Consider the following 16,753-nt stretch of genomic DNA (forward strand, 5'->3'; position numbering starts at 1 on the left):
GCACCGGGCGGTTTCAGCCAGCGCGTTTGGTGAGCAGCGCATTGGCCGCCCGGGAATTGGGTTTGCGGCCGAGAAAATCACTGATGTACGCGCCCGCATCGATGAGCTTATCAAGGTCGATGCCCGTCTCGATGCCCATGCCCTGCAGCATGTAGACCACGTCCTCGGTCGCCACATTGCCGGTGGCGCCCTTGGCGTAGGGGCAGCCGCCCAGACCCGCCACAGAAGACTGGTAGTTCCACACACCCAGCTCCAGTGCCGCCAGTGTGTTGGATAGCGCCTGGCCGTAGGTGTCGTGGAAGTGGCCCGACACATCGTCGATGCCAAAGTGCTGCAGCGTGGCCTCGATGGCACGCTGCACCTTGCGCGGCGTGCCCACGCCAATGGTGTCGGCCACGTCCACGCGGTCTACGCCAATGCTTTTGAACAAGCCAGCAAGATAGGCCACACGTTCTGGGGCAATCTCACCTTCATACGGGCAGCCCACGGTGCAACTCATCGCGCCGCGCACGCGGATACCCGCCAGTTTGGCCTCGGCAACCACCGGAATAAAGCGCTCAATGCTCTCGGCAATGCTGCAATTGATGTTGCGCTGGCTGAAGGCCTCGCTGGCGGAGCCAAAGACGACGATCTCGCCGGGCTTGTCCAGCACAGCCGCCTCAAAGCCCTTGAGGTTGGGCGTGAGCACCGAATACGCCACGCCGCTCTGGCGCGCGATGCCCGCCATCACCTCGTGGTTGTCGGCCATCTGCGGCACCCACTTCGGACTCACGAAGCTGGTGACCTCAATCTCCTGCAAACCGGCAGCCTGCAAGCGGTGCACCAGTTCGATCTTGACGGCAGCGGGCACCGGCATCTTTTCGTTCTGCAGGCCGTCGCGGGGGCCAACGTCAATCAAGCGCACGCGGGCGGGGATGGAGGAGGTCATAGGAATCCTGATTCAAATAAGGGCGCGAGGTCAGTACCCCCGCGCCGGGTTGACGATGCCCGCCACGACCTCGCCCCGCTGCAGCGAGGCGATCTTGCGCGCAATCTGGGAGATGCTCTCGTCGCGCAAAGTGCGCGCCGAAGTGTGCGGGGTGAGGGTGATGCGCGGCTGGTTCCAGAAAGCATGGCCTGCAGGCAGCGGCTCGGTGCGGAACACGTCCAGCGTGGCGCCCGCCACCTGGCCGCTTTCGATGGCGGTCAGCAAGTCCGCATCCACCAAGTGTGCGCCACGTGCCACGTTGATCACGTAGGCCCCAGGCAACAGGCGGGCCAGCGTGTTTTTGTTGATCACGTCGACCGTCTCAGGCGTGAGCGGCAGCAGGTTGACCAGCACCCGGCTGGCGGCCAGGAAGTCGTTGAACTGCTCTGCGCCGGTGAAGGCCCGCACGCCCTCGATCACCTTGGCGCTGCGACTCCAGCCGTTGATGGGGAAATCGAATTGCGCCAGCGCCTTGGCCACGCGCTCGCCGAGCACGCCCAGGCCCATCACGCCGATGGGGAAGTCGCTGCGCAGGCGCGGCTTGCGGTAGCCCCAGCGGCCAGCGGTCATGTCCGCCTCGTAAGCATCGAACTCGCGGAAGTGGCGGATAACCGCATGGCACACGTACTCGGCCATCTGCACGGCCATGCCCGCATCGTCGAGCCGCACCACCAGCGCGCCCGGTGGCAGGCGCAGCTTGAGCAGCGCATCCACGCCCGCGCCGATGTTGAACAGTGCCTTGAGGCCCGACTGCTCGTCCATGAACTGCTGGGGCGGCGCCCAGACCACGGCGCAATCGGCCTGCGGTGCGCCGGGATGCCACACGGAAATTTCAGCGCCGGGCAGCGCGGCGGCCAGGCCCTGCAGCCAGGGCTCGGCCTTGGTGTCGGTACAGCAAAAGGTGATTTTCATGGCTGCCGAGCGTACCGCGCCCTGCCGCTGCCTGCTGTCACGCAGCGGAAAGCTTGAGCAGTTCAGCCCCTTCGGTGACCTGATCGCCAGGCGCGTAAAGCAGCTCCTGCACCACACCATCCGCAGGCGCGGCAATGGTGTGTTCCATCTTCATGGCTTCCATCACCGCCAGGGGCTGGCCCTTGGCCACGGTGTCGCCCGCCTTCACAGCAAACGACACCACCTTGCCGGGCATGGGGGCCGTCAGGCGCCCCCCTTCGGCCGCGACCTCGCCCGCATGGGCCAGCAGGTCGATGGCGGTGATCTGCGTGGCGCCACGCGGGGTGAACACATGGTCCACCTCGCCCTGCGCATACACGGCGGCGCGGGTGCGCTGGCCAGCAAACTGCAGCTCGATGCCATCGGCCTGTGCGGCAAACACCAGCGGCCCCGCCACGGCGGTTTCCCCTTCACCCACCGTCAGGAGCAGGCTGCCGCCACGCTCGTAAGACAGCCAGGCCTTGGCATGCTCGCCGCCAAACTCAAATTCGAAGCGGCGCTGCACCACACCATGGGTGTGGAAACCGTCGCGGCGGCTGAACGGGTCCACGCCTTCGCTCACGCGCTCCTTCAGCAGTGTTTGCGCCACCGCAGCGGCAGCGGCCAGCGCCAGGCCGACGGGCTCCTGGTGGAACAGCACGGCCTGCTCGCGCGGGATGAGCGCGGTGTCGAGCTTGGCTTGCGCAAACGCATCCGTCCTCGCCACGCGGCGCAGGAACTGCACGTTGGTCGCCAGGCCCACGATGTGGGTCTGCGCCAGCGCTTCATCGAGCCGCGCCAGCGCCTGCTCGCGCGTGTCGCCGTGCACGATGAGTTTGGCCACCATGGAGTCGTAGAACGGGCTGATCGCATCGCCCTGGCGCACGCCGGAATCGACGCGCACCGCGCCGCGTTCAAACGTCACGCACTCGGGCAGCGCATACACGTTGAGCGCGCCCGTGGCGGGCAGGAAGTTGTTGTCGGGGTTCTCGGCGCAGATACGCGCCTCGATGGCGTGGCCGGTGATGCGCAAGTCTTCCTGCTGCAGCGGCAGCGGCTCGCCCGAGGCCACACGCAGCTGCCACTCCACCAAGTCCAGGCCGGTGATGGCCTCGGTCACGGGGTGTTCCACCTGCAGACGGGTGTTCATCTCCATGAAGTAGAACTTCATCTGGTCGGGCCGCTCGTACCCGCCCGGCTGCTCGACAATGAATTCCACCGTACCCGCGCCCACGTAGTTCACCGCCTTGGCGGCGGCCACGGCGGCCTCGCCCATCTGTGCGCGCAGCTCGGGCGTCATGCCTGGGGCGGGGGCTTCTTCCAGCACCTTCTGGTGGCGGCGCTGCACCGAGCAGTCGCGCTCGAACAGGTACACGCAGTTGCCGTGCGTGTCGCCAAACACCTGGATCTCGATGTGCCGGGGACGCTGCACGTATTTTTCGACCAGCACCGCATCGTCGCCAAAGCTGTTGATGGCCTCGCGCTTGCACGATTCGAGTGCAGCGGCAAAGTCCTCGCTCTTGTCCACCGCGCGCATGCCCTTGCCACCGCCGCCCGCGCTGGCCTTGATGAGCACCGGGTAGCCAATGCGGTCTGCCTCGCGCTGCAGAAGCGCCGGGTCCTGGTCTGCGCCGTGGTAGCCAGGCACCAGGGGCACACCGGCCTTCTCCATGAGCTGCTTGGACTCGGCCTTGAGCCCCATGTCCTTGATGGCCGAGGCAGGCGGGCCAATGAACACCAGGCCCGCCGCCGCGCAGGCCTGCGCAAAGTCCTCGTTCTCGCTCAGAAAACCGTAGCCCGGGTGGATGGCCTGCGCGCCCGTGGCTTTGGCCGCCTCGATGATGCGCTCCCAGCGCAGGTAGCTGTCCTTGGGCGCGCTGCCGCCAATGTGCACGGCCTCGTCGCACACGGCGACATGTTTGGCGTTGGCGTCGGCGTCGGAATACACCGCGACGGTCTTCACGCCCAGGCGCTGGGCCGTGGCGGCGACGCGGCAGGCGATCTCGCCGCGGTTTGCAATGAGTATCTTGTTGAACATTTTTAGGCCACCTTGGCAGAACCAGAAAAGAAAGAGGAAAGACGCAGCACTACCGCGCGCAGAAACTTGAATAGCACCACCAACAGCAGCACCGACACGGCCACCATCACCAACAGCGCAATACCAAACGCCACCGGATGCTGCGTGGCCAGCCACACCACAGCCACCACCAGACCGTCTTCAAAGAACGACAGGCCCCAGTTGGAAAACGGCTCGGGCGAGGTATTGACTGCGGCCCGCGTGGTCATCTTGGTGGCCAGTGCCGTGGCCGACAGCGAGCCGCCCAGCAGCCCCGCCACCACCGCCATCGTGGCGTTGTCAGCGCCAAACACGCCGTAGGCCAAGGCAGCGCCAGCAGGTACGCGGATGAACGCATGGATGGCGTCCCATGCGCTATCCACCCAAGGCACCTTGTCGGCAAAAAACTCCACCAGCAGCATGAAGCCGCTGACCATCAACACCAGCGGGTGTTGCAGCATGGCAAGGCCAGGGGGCAGAGGCATCCAGCCCAGCACACCCATCATGCCAACCAGGAACACCACGGCATACAGCCGAAAACCGCTGGCCCAGCCCAACGCAGCCGCCAGGGCCAGCAGGCTGGGCATGTCGAGCTGCGCGGTAGCGTTGGCCGCTGCGTCGCCCACAGCGCGCGCCGTTCCGCCATCCACATGCAGCCCCAGCGTGTGGAGCCACTGCACGATGTTGAACCAGACGGTGTCCATGTCAGTCCTCCGCCGAGCCCGGCCTTGCCCCAGACGTGAGAGCCCGCCACGACTCCATGCCAGGGATGCCGAGCAAAGGCCGCCCCGCAGCGAGGGCATCGTCCCCCTCCCGCGAAGCGAGAGAGGGGGAAGACGCGCAGCGACTCAGGGGGTGTTTCATATCAGCCAATTGGGCTTGCGCTTGTTCAGGAAAGATTGCACGCCTTCTTTACCTTCATCGCTGGCACGGATATCGGCGATGCCCTGAACGGTGACGGCGACCAGGTCCGGATTTATTTCACGGTCGGCTACGTCAATGACCAGCTTCTTGCACACGCGCACGGCGTTGGGGCTGGCGGCAGTCAAGGCTTTGAGCACTTCATCGACCTTGGCGTCCAACTGGTCAGCAGCCACTATTTCGTGCACAAAGCCGATGCGCAGCGCCTCGGCCGCGCCAAAGCGCTCGGCCGTCAGGAAGTAGCGGTGCGCAGCGCGTGCACCCATGGCGCGGATCACATAGGGGCTGATGGTGGCCGGGATGAGCCCCAACTTGACTTCGCTGAGGCAAAAGCCCGCCGTGTCCACCGCCACCGCCATGTCGCAAGCGGCCACCAGGCCCATGCCGCCTGCATACACATCGCCCTGCACGCGGGCCACCGTGGGCTTGGGGCATTCATAGATCACGCGCAGCATCTCAGCCAGCTTGCCCGCGTCGGCGATATTCTCATCGCGCGTGTAGTCGGCCATACGGCACATCCAGTTGAGGTTGGCTCCCGCGCAAAAGGCGGGACCCTCTGCAGCCAACACCACGGCGCGCACATCGGGGCGACCGCCCACGTCTGTAAAGGCGGCGGTGATCTCGGCGATGACCTCGTCGCTGAAGGCATTGCGCACCTCGGGCTGGGTGAGCGTGATGCGCGCCACCGCGCCGGACTGGGTGATGGAAAGGTTCTGGCTGTTCATGGCTTGGACGGGTTTTGCAAGAAGTAGACAAAATCCAGCTCGGGACTGGGCTGACCCAGGGCAGTCAATGCGGCAGTGAGCTGCCCCCGGTGGTGTGTTCCGTGGTTGAACACATGGGCCAGCGTGGCCGCAAACGGCAGCGATGCCGCCGTGCCGCGCATGGTGGTGTAGTCCAGCGTGCCTCCCCAGCGCTCGGGCGCGAAGGACGCAATCAGCGGCGCCCAACGGGCAGCCCCCTCGCGCAGGCGGGTGTCCAGCTGCGAACGGCCCGGCTCCACCTCGGCGTCCAGCGCCACCGTGGGTGAGCGGCCTTCGGCAAACCGCACAAACCACAGCAGCTGCTCGCCCACAAGCAGGTGGTTGAGCGTGCCATGGATGCTTTTGAAGTACAGGCCCACATCACGCCGGTAGTCCGCATCGGGCAGCACACCCACGGCGCCCAGCAAGCGCGCCGTGGCCCACAGGTTGTAGCCTGCTAGCAGCTCGAAGTGCGCCGTCCAGCTTGGGCTCATGGCGCAGTGCGGGTGGTCAGCACCCGGCTCCAGAAAACATCGAGAGCGGCCAATGACTTGGCACGTGCTTCGGGGTTGCCGCCCTGGTGTACGCCCTGTGAGGAGGTGCCGTTGGGCACATCCGCACGCAGGCGCACCGGGGTCGTGCCGTCAAAGCCGTGGTAGCTGCCCTCGTAGACCTGCACCGTGATGTCATCGCCACCGCCGCGCGCCTGCAGACTGCGCGCAAATTCCACGCAGGGCTGGGCAGGTGTCCAGTCGTCCAGAGCGCCCAGCAGCATCAGCAGCGGCACAGTCTCCAGCGCCGCCTGGCGCTTGGCCAGCGGGCCACAGCCAGGGTAGAAAACGGCGGCCCCGGCGATGGCGGGCTCGCCCGGCTCGGGGTGGGCGCGGCGTTGCTCCAGCAAGTTCAATGCAGTGGTCGCACCATTGGACCAGCCCAGCACACCGATGCTGCGCGTGTCCACCTGCGGCTGGGCCGCCAGCCAGGCCAGCGCTGCACGCGCGTCCTGCACACGCTGGGCCACATTCATGCTGCGATCACGGTATCGGGTCTGGCAAACGTCGCGCAGCCCCCGCGAACCGAAGCTGTCGGGCATCAGCACAGCATAGCCTGCGGCATGCAGACGCTCGGTCGTCTCGCGGTAACGCTCGGCCAGACCACCCCCCTTGGCGTACAGCCCGCCGCAGCCGTGCAGTGCTAGCACCGCCGGGCGGCGATCCCCGCCTTCTGCGGGCAGCCAGTGTGCGCGCAGCACCACGCCGGAGGGCAACGGAGGCAGGTCCACGCGCTGCAAGGCGGGGGCAGCATGCGCAGCAGCCATGGCGAACCCGGTGGCCATGCAGAACAAAAAGCGAAAAACACAAACCATGATCTGGTGCCTCTGTTACTTCCGGCCACCTGGCGAAGCAAAGCCATGGCTGTCGAGAAACTCCGAAACCAGCGGTTGCCACACCTGGGGGAATTGACTGAATAGAAAGTGCCCGTCGTCCCCCTGCGGCGGAAGCTGGGCGAACTTCGCGGTACCACCGGCCTGCACAAAGGCCGCATGCCAATCGCGCGGCAACTGGCGACCGAAGAACTGGTCGTTCTCGGTATAGATCCAGAGCATCGGCACACGAGCCTGCGCACCGTAGTCTCGGTAGACCTTCTCCAGGCGGGCAGAGGAGCAGGGGTTTTGCGGCCGCCCCACCGGATCGCCCCCCGAACCCCCTGCAAAATTGATGGCCGCCGTCAGCCCCGGCGGGTTCATAGCCGCCAGCGCCACGGTGGATGCACCACCGAAGGACTGCCCCACCGCCAGCACACGGTCGGGCGCCACATCTGGCCGCTGGCGCACCACCGCCAGCGTCGCAATCGACTGGTCTGCGGCGGCAGCAAACCCCGGTGCAAAGTTGCGGCTGTTGCAGACCCCCGTATCTTCCACATCCGGCCCGCCAGACACGCCATAGCCGACGCGCGTGGGCACCGCAACAACAAAGCCGCGCTGAACAAAATAGCGCGACGCATCGACAAAACGCGCACGCCCCATGCGCGCACGCGCTTCTGCGCTGGTGGCCCGACCGTGGTTGAGGATAGCGATAGGCGCCGGGCGCGGGTTGGCATCATCAGAGAACACTGTCACGCGGATGTTTTGCGCCGACTCCTTGCCCCATGCGTCGCGCACCCGCACGGGCACATCAATCTGCTCCTCCACCAGGCGCGCAGACGCAGCGCCAGGCATGGTCAGCAGCAGGCTGGCGATAAGGCAATACAGCGATGTTTGGCAGCGCATGGCAGGCACTTCCTGGACAGCGGCGACTACATGCGGAACACACCAAACTTGGTGTCTTCGATCGGTGCGTTGCGCGTGGCAGACAGGCCCAATGCCAGCACACGGCGGGTGTCAGCCGGGTCGATCACGCCGTCGTCCCACAGGCGGGCTGTTGCGTAGTAAGGGTGGCCCTGCTCTTCATACTGGCGGCGGATGGGGGCCTTGAAGGCTTCTTCTTCCTCCATGCTCCACAGGCCGCCCTTGGCCTCAATGCCGTCGCGCTTGACGGTGGCCAGCACGCTGGCGGCCTGCTCGCCGCCCATCACGCTGATGCGCGCGTTGGGCCACATCCACAGGAAGCGGGGGCTGTACGCGCGGCCGCACATGCCGTAGTTGCCCGCGCCAAAGCTGCCGCCGATGATGATGGTGAACTTGGGCACGCTGGCCGTCGCCACGGCCGTGACGAGCTTGGCGCCGTGGCGGGCAATACCTTCGTTTTCGTACTTGCGACCCACCATGAAGCCGGTGATGTTCTGCAAAAACACCAGCGGGATCTTGCGCTGGCAGCACAGCTCGATGAAGTGCGCGCCTTTTTGCGCGCTCTCGCTGAACAGGATGCCGTTGTTGGCGATGATGCCCACAGGCATGCCCTCGATGCGCGCAAAACCACACACCAGGGTGCTGCCAAAGCGGGCCTTGAACTCGTCGAACTCGCTGCCGTCCACCACACGCGCAATGATCTCGCGCACATCAAACGGTTTGCGCGTGTCCACCGGGATCACGCCATACAACTCATCCGCTACAAATTTAGGAGCTATCGGGGCTTTATCAGCAGGCGCAGAGGCCTTATTTTTATTCAGATTGCGCACTGCGGTGCGCGCCAGCTGCAGTGCGTGCAGGTCGTTCTGCGCCAGGTGGTCGGCCACGCCAGACAGTCGGGTGTGCACGTCGCCACCGCCCAGGTCTTCGGCGCTCACCACCTCGCCTGTTGCGGCCTTCACCAGCGGCGGGCCGCCCAGAAAGATCGTGCCCTGGTTCTTGACGATGATGGATTCGTCGCTCATGGCGGGCACGTAGGCGCCACCTGCCGTGCAGCTACCCATGACCACCGCGATTTGCGCGATGCCCTGGGCACTCATGTTGGCCTGGTTGAAAAAGATGCGGCCAAAGTGGTCGCGGTCAGGGAACACGTCGTCCTGGTTGGGCAGGTTGGCGCCGCCCGAGTCCACCAGGTAGATGCAGGGCAGGCGGTTCTGCGCGGCCACCTCTTGGGCGCGCAGGTGCTTCTTCACCGTCATGGGGTAGTAGGTGCCGCCCTTCACCGTGGCGTCGTTGCACACGATCATGCAGTCCACCCCGCTCACGCGGCCGATGCCCGCGATCAGGCCCGCGCCGGGTGCGTCGTTGTTGTACATGTTGAGCGCGGCCAGCGGGGCCAGCTCCAGGAAGGGAGTGCCGGGGTCCAGCAGGTTGGCCACGCGCTCGCGCGGCAGCAGCTTGCCGCGGGCGGTGTGTTTGGCGCGGGCCGCTTCGCCGCCGCCCTGGGCAATCTTGTCCTGCTGGGCGCGCAGGTCCTCCACCAGCGCGCGCATGGCGGCGGCGTTGGTCTGGAAGTCCGCCGAGCGGGCGTTGAGTTGGGTGTCGAGAATGGTCATGCTGTAGTGCTTCTTGGGTGTTTCACGCGGTCTTGGCTTCGACCAGACCGAGCTGGTCCTTCATCTCGTCGCGGATCTTGAACTTCTGGATCTTGCCTGTCACCGTCATCGGAAAGCTGGTGACAAAGCGGATGTAGCGCGGCACCTTGTAGTGTGCGATCTGGCCCTTGCAAAAGGCGCGGATGTCGTCTTCCGTCGGTTTTGTGCCCGGCTTGGCGATGATCCAGGCGCACAGCTCTTCGCCGTATTTCTGGTCGGGCACGCCCACCACCTGCACATCCTGCACCTGCGGGTGGCGGTACAAGAATTCTTCGATCTCGCGCGGGTAAATGTTCTCGCCGCCCCGGATCACCATGTCCTTGATGCGGCCGACGATGTTCACATAACCCTCTGCATCCATGGTGGCCAGGTCACCGGTGTGCATCCAGCCGCCCTCGTCAATCGCCTCGCGAGTCTTGGCTTCGTCACCCCAGTAGCCGTGCATCACCGAATAGCCCTTGGTGCAGAACTCGCCGCGCTGGCCGATGGGCACTACCGCCCCGGTGTCGGGGTCCACGATCTTGATCTCCAGGTGCGGCTGCACCTGGCCCACGGTGGAGACGCGCTTGGCAAGCGGCGTGTCGGTGCTGCTCTGGCAGCTCACGGGGCTGGTCTCGGTCATGCCGTAGGCGATGGTGATCTCGCGCAGATTCATCTGCTCCACCACGCGCTTCATCACCTCGGTGGGGCATGGCGATCCGGCCATGATGCCGGTGCGCAGGGTGCTGAGGTTGAACTCGGCAAAACGCGGGTGGTCCAGCTCGGCAATGAACATGGTGGGCACGCCGTGCAGGCCGGTGCAGCGCTCGTCCTGCACGGTCTGCAACACGGTGAGCGGGTCAAACCCGTCGTTGGGATAGACGATGGTGGCGCCGTGCGTCAGGCAGGCCAGGTTGCCCAGCACCATGCCAAAGCAGTGGTACAGCGGCACGGGGATGCACAGCCGGTCTTCGGGCGTGAGCTTCATGCACTCACCGATGAAGAAGCCGTTGTTCAGGATGTTGCGGTGCGTGAGCGTGGCGCCCTTGGGGAAGCCCGTGGTGCCGCTGGTGAACTGGATGTTGATGGGGTCGGTGGCCTTCAGCGTGGCGGCGACTTCTGCCAGGCGCGGGTCGGCCGCGTTGCCGCGTGCCATCAGGTCGGTAAAGCGCATCAGGCCGGGTTCGTCGGCGCCCTGCCCGGCTTCGTCATCAATCCACACCACCGTCTTCAACTGCGGCAGCTTGGCCGCGTGCAGGTGGCCCGGCTGCTGGCCCAGCCATTCGGGTGCCAGCTCGCGCAGCATGCCCAGGTAGTCGCTGGTCTTGAAGCGTGCCATGGTCACCAGCAGCTTGCAGCCCACCTTGTTCAGCGCGTATTCCACCTCGGAGGTGCGGTAGGCCGGGTTGATGTTGACCAGCACCAGCCCCACCTGCGCGGTGGCCAGCTGCATCAGCACCCATTCGGCGTTGTTGTGCGACCAGATGCCGACGCGGTCACCGGGTGTGAGCCCCATGCCCAGCAGCGCGCTGGCCAGGCGGTGTGCCTCGGTCTGCAATTGGGCGTAGGTATAGCGGCGCCCCTGGTGCCTGCTCACCAGCGCCTCGCGCTCGGGCTGACGGGCCACCATGTCGGCAAAAAAGGCGCCAATGGTCTGCTCGATCAGGGGAACGTCGATGGCGCCACGGGCGTGGCTATCCACCAGCGGTGCGAAATTCGTTGCGGCTGCGCTCGTCACGGGGTTTGTCTCCTCTGTGATCCCGCCCTGCGCCATGGGTGGTCTGCGGGCGGCGATCCGCAAGCATAGAAGCCTACGCCCTCTGAGGGTGGACACAATGGTTGCAAATCGTGCCATGGCTGGCACACTCTGTGGCGTGAAACCGCCTGCCCACCCTCACCACCGCCAGCCTGCGCCTTCTTCAGCCCCCGCCGCCACGCCCATCGCCTTTGTGCGCGCCATTGTCCTCGCCTACGAACGGCGTGGCCTGGACCCCGAACGCGCGCTGGCCCAGGCACAGATTGCGCCGCAACTGCTGCAGGACGACAGCGCCCGCATCACCGCCTGGCAGATGGAGCAGATCTCCGACGCCGCCATGCAGGAGCTGGACGACGAAGCCCTGGGCTGGTTCAGCCGCCGCCTGCCCTGGGGCAGCTACGGCATGCTGGCGCGTGCCAGCATCAGCTCGCCCACGCTGCAGGTCGCCCTGGCCCGCTGGTGCCGCCACCATGGTCTGCTGGCGGACGACATCGTGCTGCACCTCACCACCAGCGGCGACACCGCCACCCTGGCCATCACCGAGGCCTGCGACCTGGGCGCGCTGCGCGAGTTCTGCCTGGTATCCGTGCTGCGCAATGCCCATGGCCTGGCCTGCTGGATGGTGGACTCGCGCATCCCCCTCATCGCTGCCGAATTTGCGTTTGACCCGCCACCCCATGCCGATGCGTATGCCGTGCTGTTCCGTGGCCCAGTCACCTTCAGCACCCCGCGCACCGCCATCCACTTTGATGCCCGCTACCTGCACCTGCCCCTGCGCCGCGACGAACAGGCCCTGCGCCAGATGCTGCAGCACGCCCTGCCCCTGACGGTGCTGCACTACCGCCGCGACCGCCTGCTGGTGCAGCGCGTGCGCCAGCTGCTGGCCGCGCCCCTGCCCGGGCAACCGGCCCATGCCCTGCCCCAGCACAGCGCCGAATCACTGGCCGCGCTACTGCACGTGTCGCCCCGCACGCTGCACCGGCAGTTGAAGGAAGAAGGCGCCACGCTGCAGGGCCTGAAGGATGACGTGCGCCGCACGCGTGCAGTGGAGCTGCTGCACCGCACGCAGCGGCCGATCAAGCAGGTGGCAGAGGCTGCGGGGTTTGAGAACGAGAAGAGTTTTATCCGGGCGTTTCGGGGGTGGACGGGACAGTCGCCTGCGGAGTTTCGGCGGGAAGGGAAGGTGCCAACACCGACGCTACCTCTGAATGATTAACAGCTCGGGTAAGCTCAATCGCCGTGAAATGTAACTAGAGAGAATATTCGATGCCAAGTTTCTTGCGCGATGTATTGGTGCGTAACGTGGTCATTAGCGACGACGCGATTACCGAGTTGCACTCCACCTTTCTGGAGCGAGTTGCTGCACACAACCACGCCGTGCAGGATGAGGAGCACAAACTCACGCCAGTTTACGTAGTCCGCTTTGATGGTAGAGGCTACCGAACCTTCTCTCCGGAAGAAGCTTGGCGTTTCTACAAAGGTGCTGGCTCTGTTGAGCGAGTAGTTCTAGGCGCCATATCTCCAATTGGTATACGAACCAACCAGACTCTTGGCGGGCAGATAGACATCGTGCTCGACGCGAGCCCCAATGCCACCTCCCACATCATGATTGGAGGCGAATCGAAAGATTGGGTTGAGTCAACATTCTCGGCATTTGAGATGGCGTTGAATCGGCGCAAAAATCTAACGACAGCTGTTGTACGCACTCAATGGACTGCTCTAGCGTTGCAACTTCTTGGTGTCTTGGTAGGCGTGCTTTTGGCTTTATGGCTTGCAACGCTCACAGCGCCAGCCATCGGGGGATTGGAGTATCCGCGCGCCGTAGCTTTCGCATTCTGGCTTCTGATCTACAGCAACCTTTGGACGTACCTACAACAGCGCGCGATAGCGGGAATCGGAGCATTGTTTCCAAACGTCCGCTTCAATAGAAGCGGGGACCACTGGACTCAAGCACTGCTTCGTAAAGGGATTGAAGCTGCAGGGATCGCGATTTCTCTCTGGGCGCTCGGCTGGCTTACCAAGTGGGCCTCAACAGTCATTTCGCCGTTCCTTACCGGCACCGCTTAGCGCACCCGCAAGGCTAGAAGCAACCGCATACCAACGGTATAGCCCGCACAACAGACTATTGGCCGAGACATGTCTGATCTGAGAGCGAGAACACGCTAAATACCCCCATGCTCCACCTCCACCACTGCATCAGCGCCCGCTCCTTCCGCCCCCTGTGGATGCTCGAAGAGCTGCAACTCCCCTATCAGCTCCACATGCTGCCCTTCCCGCCGCGCGCCAAGGCCCGGTGGTTTCTGGACGAAAACCCGCTGGGCACGGTGCCGCTGCTGGTGCAGGGCGAGGTGCGCATGACCGAATCGGCTGCCATGTGCCAGTACCTGGCCGCCACGCACTCCGACGCAGGGCTGGATGTGGCGCCCACGCACCCGGCGTATGGCGCCTACCTGAACTGGCTGCACATGAGCGATGCGACGCTGACCTTTCCGCAGACGCTGGTGCTGCGCTATGGGCGCTTTGAACCCGCTGAACGGCAGCAGCCGCAGGTGGTGGAAGACTACAGCCGCTGGTTCCTGGCACGGCTGCGCGCGGTAGAAACGGCATTGATCCACAGCCGCAGCGACTACCTGTGCGCGGGCCGGTTCACGGCGGCGGATGTGGCGGTGGGGTATGCGCTGCTGCTGGCGCAGCACCTGGGGCTGGATGCGCAGTTTGGGCCTGCCACGCAGGGCTATTGGCAGCGGCTGCAACAGCGGCCGGGATACCAGCGGGCGATGACGGTGCAGGTGCGGGCAGCAGAGGAACAGGGCGTGCCCACGACCCCGGCGCCGGAAACACGGCCTTGATGGCCTTGAGCGTCACAGGGCGGCCCTGAGCGTATGGGGCTTGGGTGTCCGCTCCGCGTCCATTTTCTGCCCCCACCACGCTGCGTGGCGCGACTTTATTCCTTGGCCTGCAGCCCCGCTGGCGGTGCATGCGGGGCCTGCTGTGCAGGGCCGCGCAGCGATTGCACCAGCGCCCGGAACTCAGGCGAATGGCGCAGCACGCTGCCACCGGCATCGATGAGGTCGGTGACTTCTTCCGACGTGATCGACAACGCCGTAGGCACCTGCAGCAGGCGACGGCGGGCGACATCGTCGGGTGCATCGCGCAGGTTGACAGGGATGACGTGGATCTCGGCATCGGGCGCAAACACATCGGCGCTGCCCAGCGAGCCTGCAGCGAGCGATTGCTGCCACTGCCGCGTGATGTCACGCAGAAACTCCTGCGTTTCGCGCGTGGCGCGTGCGCCGGAGCCAAACAGCAGGGCATCCACTACCTGCGCCATGTTGGGCACCTTGTCGCTCTGGTTGATGTCCACCGAGGGGTCGCGCTCGGCATTCACCGTGATGAGCACCAACTTGCGGATGGTGCGGGGCGGGATACCCACCTCGCTGAAGGTTCGGCGCAGGCCGCCACCCGCCAGGGCGCGGTCGAGCAGGCGCTGCACGCCCAGGTTGTCGGCCAGGCCGCCGTCCACGAGATGGATGTAGGGCTTACGCTGCGCGTCGGTGTAGCTCAGCTCGTGCGCGCGGTATAGCCGGGCGCGGTAGTCGCCGGTGGCAGCGCGGGTGCTGGCGTCCGAGGTGATGCGGCGCTCGGGGCACTGGTGGGCATAGTTCTTGAGCGTCATGGGGCTGAGCAGCAACGGCACGGCCGATGACGATGCCACGGCAAACGAAAGCGGCACCTTGCGCAGGTCGGAGCAGATCAGCGAGAACTGCTCCCACGTGAATTCGAAGCCCGTGCCCAGCGACATGTCGGTGGCTGTGATGAACAGTTGCGGGTGGCGGGGGCGGCGCTCCACGTCGCCAAAGGTAAGGCCGCCATACAGCTCGTCAAGCCGCCGCTCGAGCAGGTGGGTGCGCCCCAGCCAGGGCGAGGTGAGGTCAATGAGGCTGCCGGGCCGCAGCGCCTGGGTGATGAGGCTGTTCTGAAAGTTCTGGCGAAGGAAATCGCGCTCGAAGCGCGGCAGGCCCTCAATGCCATGCGCCGCAAAATAGGCCGCCACAATGCTGCCGCCCGACACGCCGCTGACGAGGTCGGTAGCGTCAAGCAGTGTGGTTGGGGAGCCGTTCCAGACAAACCGCGTTTCCTGCATCTCGGTCAGCACACCAAACCCAAAGGCCGCCGCCCGCGCGCCCCCACCAGACAGGGTTACGGCCACGAGGATGGAGGGGTCGCGCTCGGACTTGCGCACCGGGATGCTCTGGTCCTCGGGCGCAAGGGGTTCGTTGATCCAGGGCTTGACGGAAGAGCAACCGGCCAGGACCAGCGCGGCCACGCCGAGCGCCATCCCGCGCGACCAACGCGCCCAATGCGCCCAACACGTGCTGTTGCGGTTCATCACATGCATGTCGTTCCTTTTTTCCTTTTGTCCCTTGTATGGCGGTCGCTCTGGGCAGTCAGAGAATCGGTCCACCCGTCAGCAGCCCAGCAGGCCAGGCAGGTCTGCCATGCTGCTGAAGACGCATTGGGCCCCTGCGGCACGCAGCGCTGCACCGTCGCCCAGCGGGGCGTAGCCCAGCACCGTGGCTCCAGCCGCCACGCCTGCGGTGACCCCGATGGCGGAGTCTTCCACCACGGCGCAGCGCGTGGGGTGGACCTGCAGCGCGGCCGCTGCAGCCAGGTAGACATCGGGAGCGGGCTTGGTCTTGGGCATCTCGTGCCCGCTGAAGATGCGGCCTTCAAAGTACGGCATCAGCCCCACCTTGGCGAGCTGCATTTCGACCTTGAAGCGGTCGGCCCCCGACGCGCAGGCAATGCGCCCGCCGTGGTGGGCGTGCACGCGTTCAATGGCGGGGTGGATGTGGTCAATGGCCAGCAGGCGTTCGTTCAGGGCGATGTTGCGCCGTTCGTAAAAGTGGGCCATCCACTCGTCCGTGAGCGGGCGGCCGGTTTCGGCCTCGATGCGGGCGGTGGCGCTGCGCACGGTGCGGCCGATGAAGTAGTCCATGCACTCCTGGTGCGAGATGGCCCAGCCCGCCTCGTTGAGCATGTCGCGCAGCACGCCATTGGTGATGGGCTCGCTGTCCACCAGCACACCGTCGCAGTCAAACAGGATCGCTTCAAATTTCATAGCAAAAAAGGCATGATGGTCGCGCGCAGACGGCCATTTTTATTCATATTTTCAGGCATGGATGTCGCCATCCACATAAAACCAGCGCCCGCCTTCGCGCACGAAGCGGCTGGTTTCGTGCAGGCGCACGGCGCGGCCGCCCACGCGGTAGCGGGCGACAAACTCCACCTCGGCCCGGTCGTCACCTGTGAGGCGGTGGCGGCGCACTTCCAGCCCCAGCCACTTGGTGCCGGGCTCGAAATCCAGTGCTGCCGGGCGGCTGCTGGGGTGCCAGGTGGCCTGCAGGTAGTCGCCACGTTCGCGGACGAAGGCGGTGTAGCGTGAGCGCATGAGGCTC

The 16,753-nt window shown here is 65.3% G+C and carries 16 protein-coding genes; 3 read left to right on the forward strand and 13 right to left on the reverse strand.

Going from position 1 to position 16,753, the window contains the following annotated elements; all coding sequences use genetic code 11:
• Positions 1-13: 13 nt before the first annotated feature.
• The 10 genes from DBR12_RS14980 to DBR12_RS15025 form a co-directional block, all read right to left on the reverse strand.
• On the reverse strand, positions 14-928 hold the full coding sequence (locus DBR12_RS14980) for a hydroxymethylglutaryl-CoA lyase (protein ID WP_108617991.1): 915 nt from the start codon (positions 926-928) through the stop codon (positions 14-16).
• A 30-nt stretch (positions 929-958) separates the two neighbouring features.
• The gene (locus tag DBR12_RS14985) at positions 959-1,879 is read right to left on the reverse strand and encodes a glyoxylate/hydroxypyruvate reductase A (protein WP_108617992.1); all 921 of its coding nucleotides are present in this window, start codon (positions 1,877-1,879) and stop codon (positions 959-961) included.
• A 37-nt stretch (positions 1,880-1,916) separates the two neighbouring features.
• Positions 1,917-3,935 carry an acetyl/propionyl/methylcrotonyl-CoA carboxylase subunit alpha gene (locus DBR12_RS14990; RefSeq protein WP_108617993.1) on the reverse strand — a complete coding sequence of 673 codons (2,019 nt, stop codon included), beginning with the start codon at positions 3,933-3,935 and terminating at the stop codon, positions 1,917-1,919.
• Between the two features lie 2 nt (positions 3,936-3,937).
• Positions 3,938-4,657, reverse strand: coding sequence for a DUF4126 domain-containing protein (locus DBR12_RS14995; RefSeq protein WP_108617994.1), 720 nt, complete (start codon positions 4,655-4,657; stop codon positions 3,938-3,940).
• A gap of 156 nt (positions 4,658-4,813) precedes the next feature.
• A complete protein-coding gene (locus DBR12_RS15000; RefSeq protein WP_108617995.1) occupies positions 4,814-5,599 on the reverse strand; it encodes an enoyl-CoA hydratase/isomerase family protein in 786 nt (261 codons plus the stop codon).
• Entirely contained in the window at positions 5,596-6,111 is a 516-nt protein-coding gene (locus tag DBR12_RS15005) for a DinB family protein (RefSeq protein ID WP_108617996.1), read from the reverse strand. Before DBR12_RS15005 ends, DBR12_RS15000 begins: the two co-directional genes overlap by 4 nt.
• A complete protein-coding gene (locus DBR12_RS15010) occupies positions 6,108-6,935 on the reverse strand; it encodes a dienelactone hydrolase family protein (RefSeq protein WP_158275006.1) in 828 nt (275 codons plus the stop codon). Before DBR12_RS15010 ends, DBR12_RS15005 begins: the two co-directional genes overlap by 4 nt.
• Positions 6,936-6,998: 63 nt before the next feature.
• Positions 6,999-7,886 (reverse strand): S9 family peptidase, encoded by an 888-nt coding sequence (locus DBR12_RS15015; RefSeq protein WP_108617998.1) that lies wholly within the window; start codon positions 7,884-7,886, stop codon positions 6,999-7,001.
• A 26-nt stretch (positions 7,887-7,912) separates the two neighbouring features.
• Positions 7,913-9,520: a carboxyl transferase domain-containing protein gene (locus tag DBR12_RS15020; RefSeq protein ID WP_108617999.1), complete on the reverse strand. Its 1,608-nt coding sequence runs from the start codon at positions 9,518-9,520 to the stop codon at positions 7,913-7,915.
• Positions 9,521-9,542: 22 nt separating this feature from the next.
• Positions 9,543-11,276, reverse strand: a complete 1,734-nt coding sequence (locus tag DBR12_RS15025) for an AMP-binding protein (RefSeq protein WP_369861573.1) — start codon at positions 11,274-11,276, stop codon at positions 9,543-9,545.
• Positions 11,277-11,391: 115 nt separating this feature from the next.
• Here DBR12_RS15025 and DBR12_RS15030 point away from each other — a divergent pair, with 115 nt between their 5' ends.
• The 3 genes from DBR12_RS15030 to DBR12_RS15040 all read left to right on the forward strand — a co-directional run bounded on the left by DBR12_RS15030 (position 11,392) and on the right by DBR12_RS15040 (position 14,143).
• Positions 11,392-12,510, forward strand: a complete 1,119-nt coding sequence (locus DBR12_RS15030; protein WP_108618001.1) for an AraC family transcriptional regulator — start codon at positions 11,392-11,394, stop codon at positions 12,508-12,510.
• Positions 12,511-12,560: 50 nt separating this feature from the next.
• Positions 12,561-13,361 carry a hypothetical protein gene (locus DBR12_RS15035; RefSeq protein ID WP_108618002.1) on the forward strand — a complete coding sequence of 267 codons (801 nt, stop codon included), beginning with the start codon at positions 12,561-12,563 and terminating at the stop codon, positions 13,359-13,361.
• 107 nt (positions 13,362-13,468) lie between these two features.
• On the forward strand, positions 13,469-14,143 hold the full coding sequence (locus DBR12_RS15040) for a glutathione S-transferase family protein (RefSeq protein WP_108618003.1): 675 nt from the start codon (positions 13,469-13,471) through the stop codon (positions 14,141-14,143).
• 95 nt (positions 14,144-14,238) lie between these two features.
• Here DBR12_RS15040 and DBR12_RS15045 read toward each other — a convergent pair whose 3' ends face one another.
• From DBR12_RS15045 to DBR12_RS15055, 3 genes are all read right to left on the reverse strand, one after another.
• Entirely contained in the window at positions 14,239-15,684 is a 1,446-nt protein-coding gene (locus tag DBR12_RS15045; protein WP_233244544.1) for a patatin-like phospholipase family protein, read from the reverse strand.
• 78 nt (positions 15,685-15,762) lie between these two features.
• Positions 15,763-16,416 carry an HAD family phosphatase gene (locus DBR12_RS15050; protein WP_108618005.1) on the reverse strand — a complete coding sequence of 218 codons (654 nt, stop codon included), beginning with the start codon at positions 16,414-16,416 and terminating at the stop codon, positions 15,763-15,765.
• A 51-nt stretch (positions 16,417-16,467) separates the two neighbouring features.
• Positions 16,468-16,753, reverse strand: a 286-nt coding sequence (locus DBR12_RS15055; protein ID WP_255575921.1) for a YchJ family protein, incomplete at its 5' end; no start/stop codon positions are given.

The sequence above is a fragment of the Acidovorax sp. HMWF029 genome, from assembly GCF_003060895.1.
In the GTDB taxonomy this organism is placed as follows: Bacteria; Pseudomonadota; Gammaproteobacteria; order Burkholderiales; family Burkholderiaceae_C; genus Acidovorax.

Excerpts from the sequence above, each read along its gene's own strand:
- DBR12_RS15035 (WP_108618002.1), top strand. The coding sequence starts at position 12,561 with ATGCCAAGTTTCTTGCGCGATGTATTGGTGCGTAACGTGGTCATTAGC.
- DBR12_RS15050 (WP_108618005.1), bottom strand. The coding sequence starts at position 16,416 with ATGAAATTTGAAGCGATCCTGTTTGACTGCGACGGTGTGCTGGTGGAC.
- DBR12_RS14985 (WP_108617992.1), bottom strand. The coding sequence starts at position 1,879 with ATGAAAATCACCTTTTGCTGTACCGACACCAAGGCCGAGCCCTGGCTG.
- DBR12_RS15005 (WP_108617996.1), bottom strand. The coding sequence starts at position 6,111 with ATGAGCCCAAGCTGGACGGCGCACTTCGAGCTGCTAGCAGGCTACAAC.
- DBR12_RS14990 (WP_108617993.1), bottom strand. The coding sequence starts at position 3,935 with ATGTTCAACAAGATACTCATTGCAAACCGCGGCGAGATCGCCTGCCGC.
- DBR12_RS15040 (WP_108618003.1), top strand. The coding sequence starts at position 13,469 with ATGCTCCACCTCCACCACTGCATCAGCGCCCGCTCCTTCCGCCCCCTG.
- DBR12_RS15000 (WP_108617995.1), bottom strand. The coding sequence starts at position 5,599 with ATGAACAGCCAGAACCTTTCCATCACCCAGTCCGGCGCGGTGGCGCGC.
- DBR12_RS14995 (WP_108617994.1), bottom strand. The coding sequence starts at position 4,657 with ATGGACACCGTCTGGTTCAACATCGTGCAGTGGCTCCACACGCTGGGG.
- DBR12_RS14980 (WP_108617991.1), bottom strand. The coding sequence starts at position 928 with ATGACCTCCTCCATCCCCGCCCGCGTGCGCTTGATTGACGTTGGCCCC.
- DBR12_RS15045 (WP_233244544.1), bottom strand. The coding sequence starts at position 15,684 with ATGAACCGCAACAGCACGTGTTGGGCGCATTGGGCGCGTTGGTCGCGC.
- DBR12_RS15020 (WP_108617999.1), bottom strand. The coding sequence starts at position 9,520 with ATGACCATTCTCGACACCCAACTCAACGCCCGCTCGGCGGACTTCCAG.
- DBR12_RS15030 (WP_108618001.1), top strand. The coding sequence starts at position 11,392 with ATGGCTGGCACACTCTGTGGCGTGAAACCGCCTGCCCACCCTCACCAC.
- DBR12_RS15010 (WP_158275006.1), bottom strand. The coding sequence starts at position 6,935 with ATGGCTGCTGCGCATGCTGCCCCCGCCTTGCAGCGCGTGGACCTGCCT.
- DBR12_RS15015 (WP_108617998.1), bottom strand. The coding sequence starts at position 7,886 with ATGCGCTGCCAAACATCGCTGTATTGCCTTATCGCCAGCCTGCTGCTG.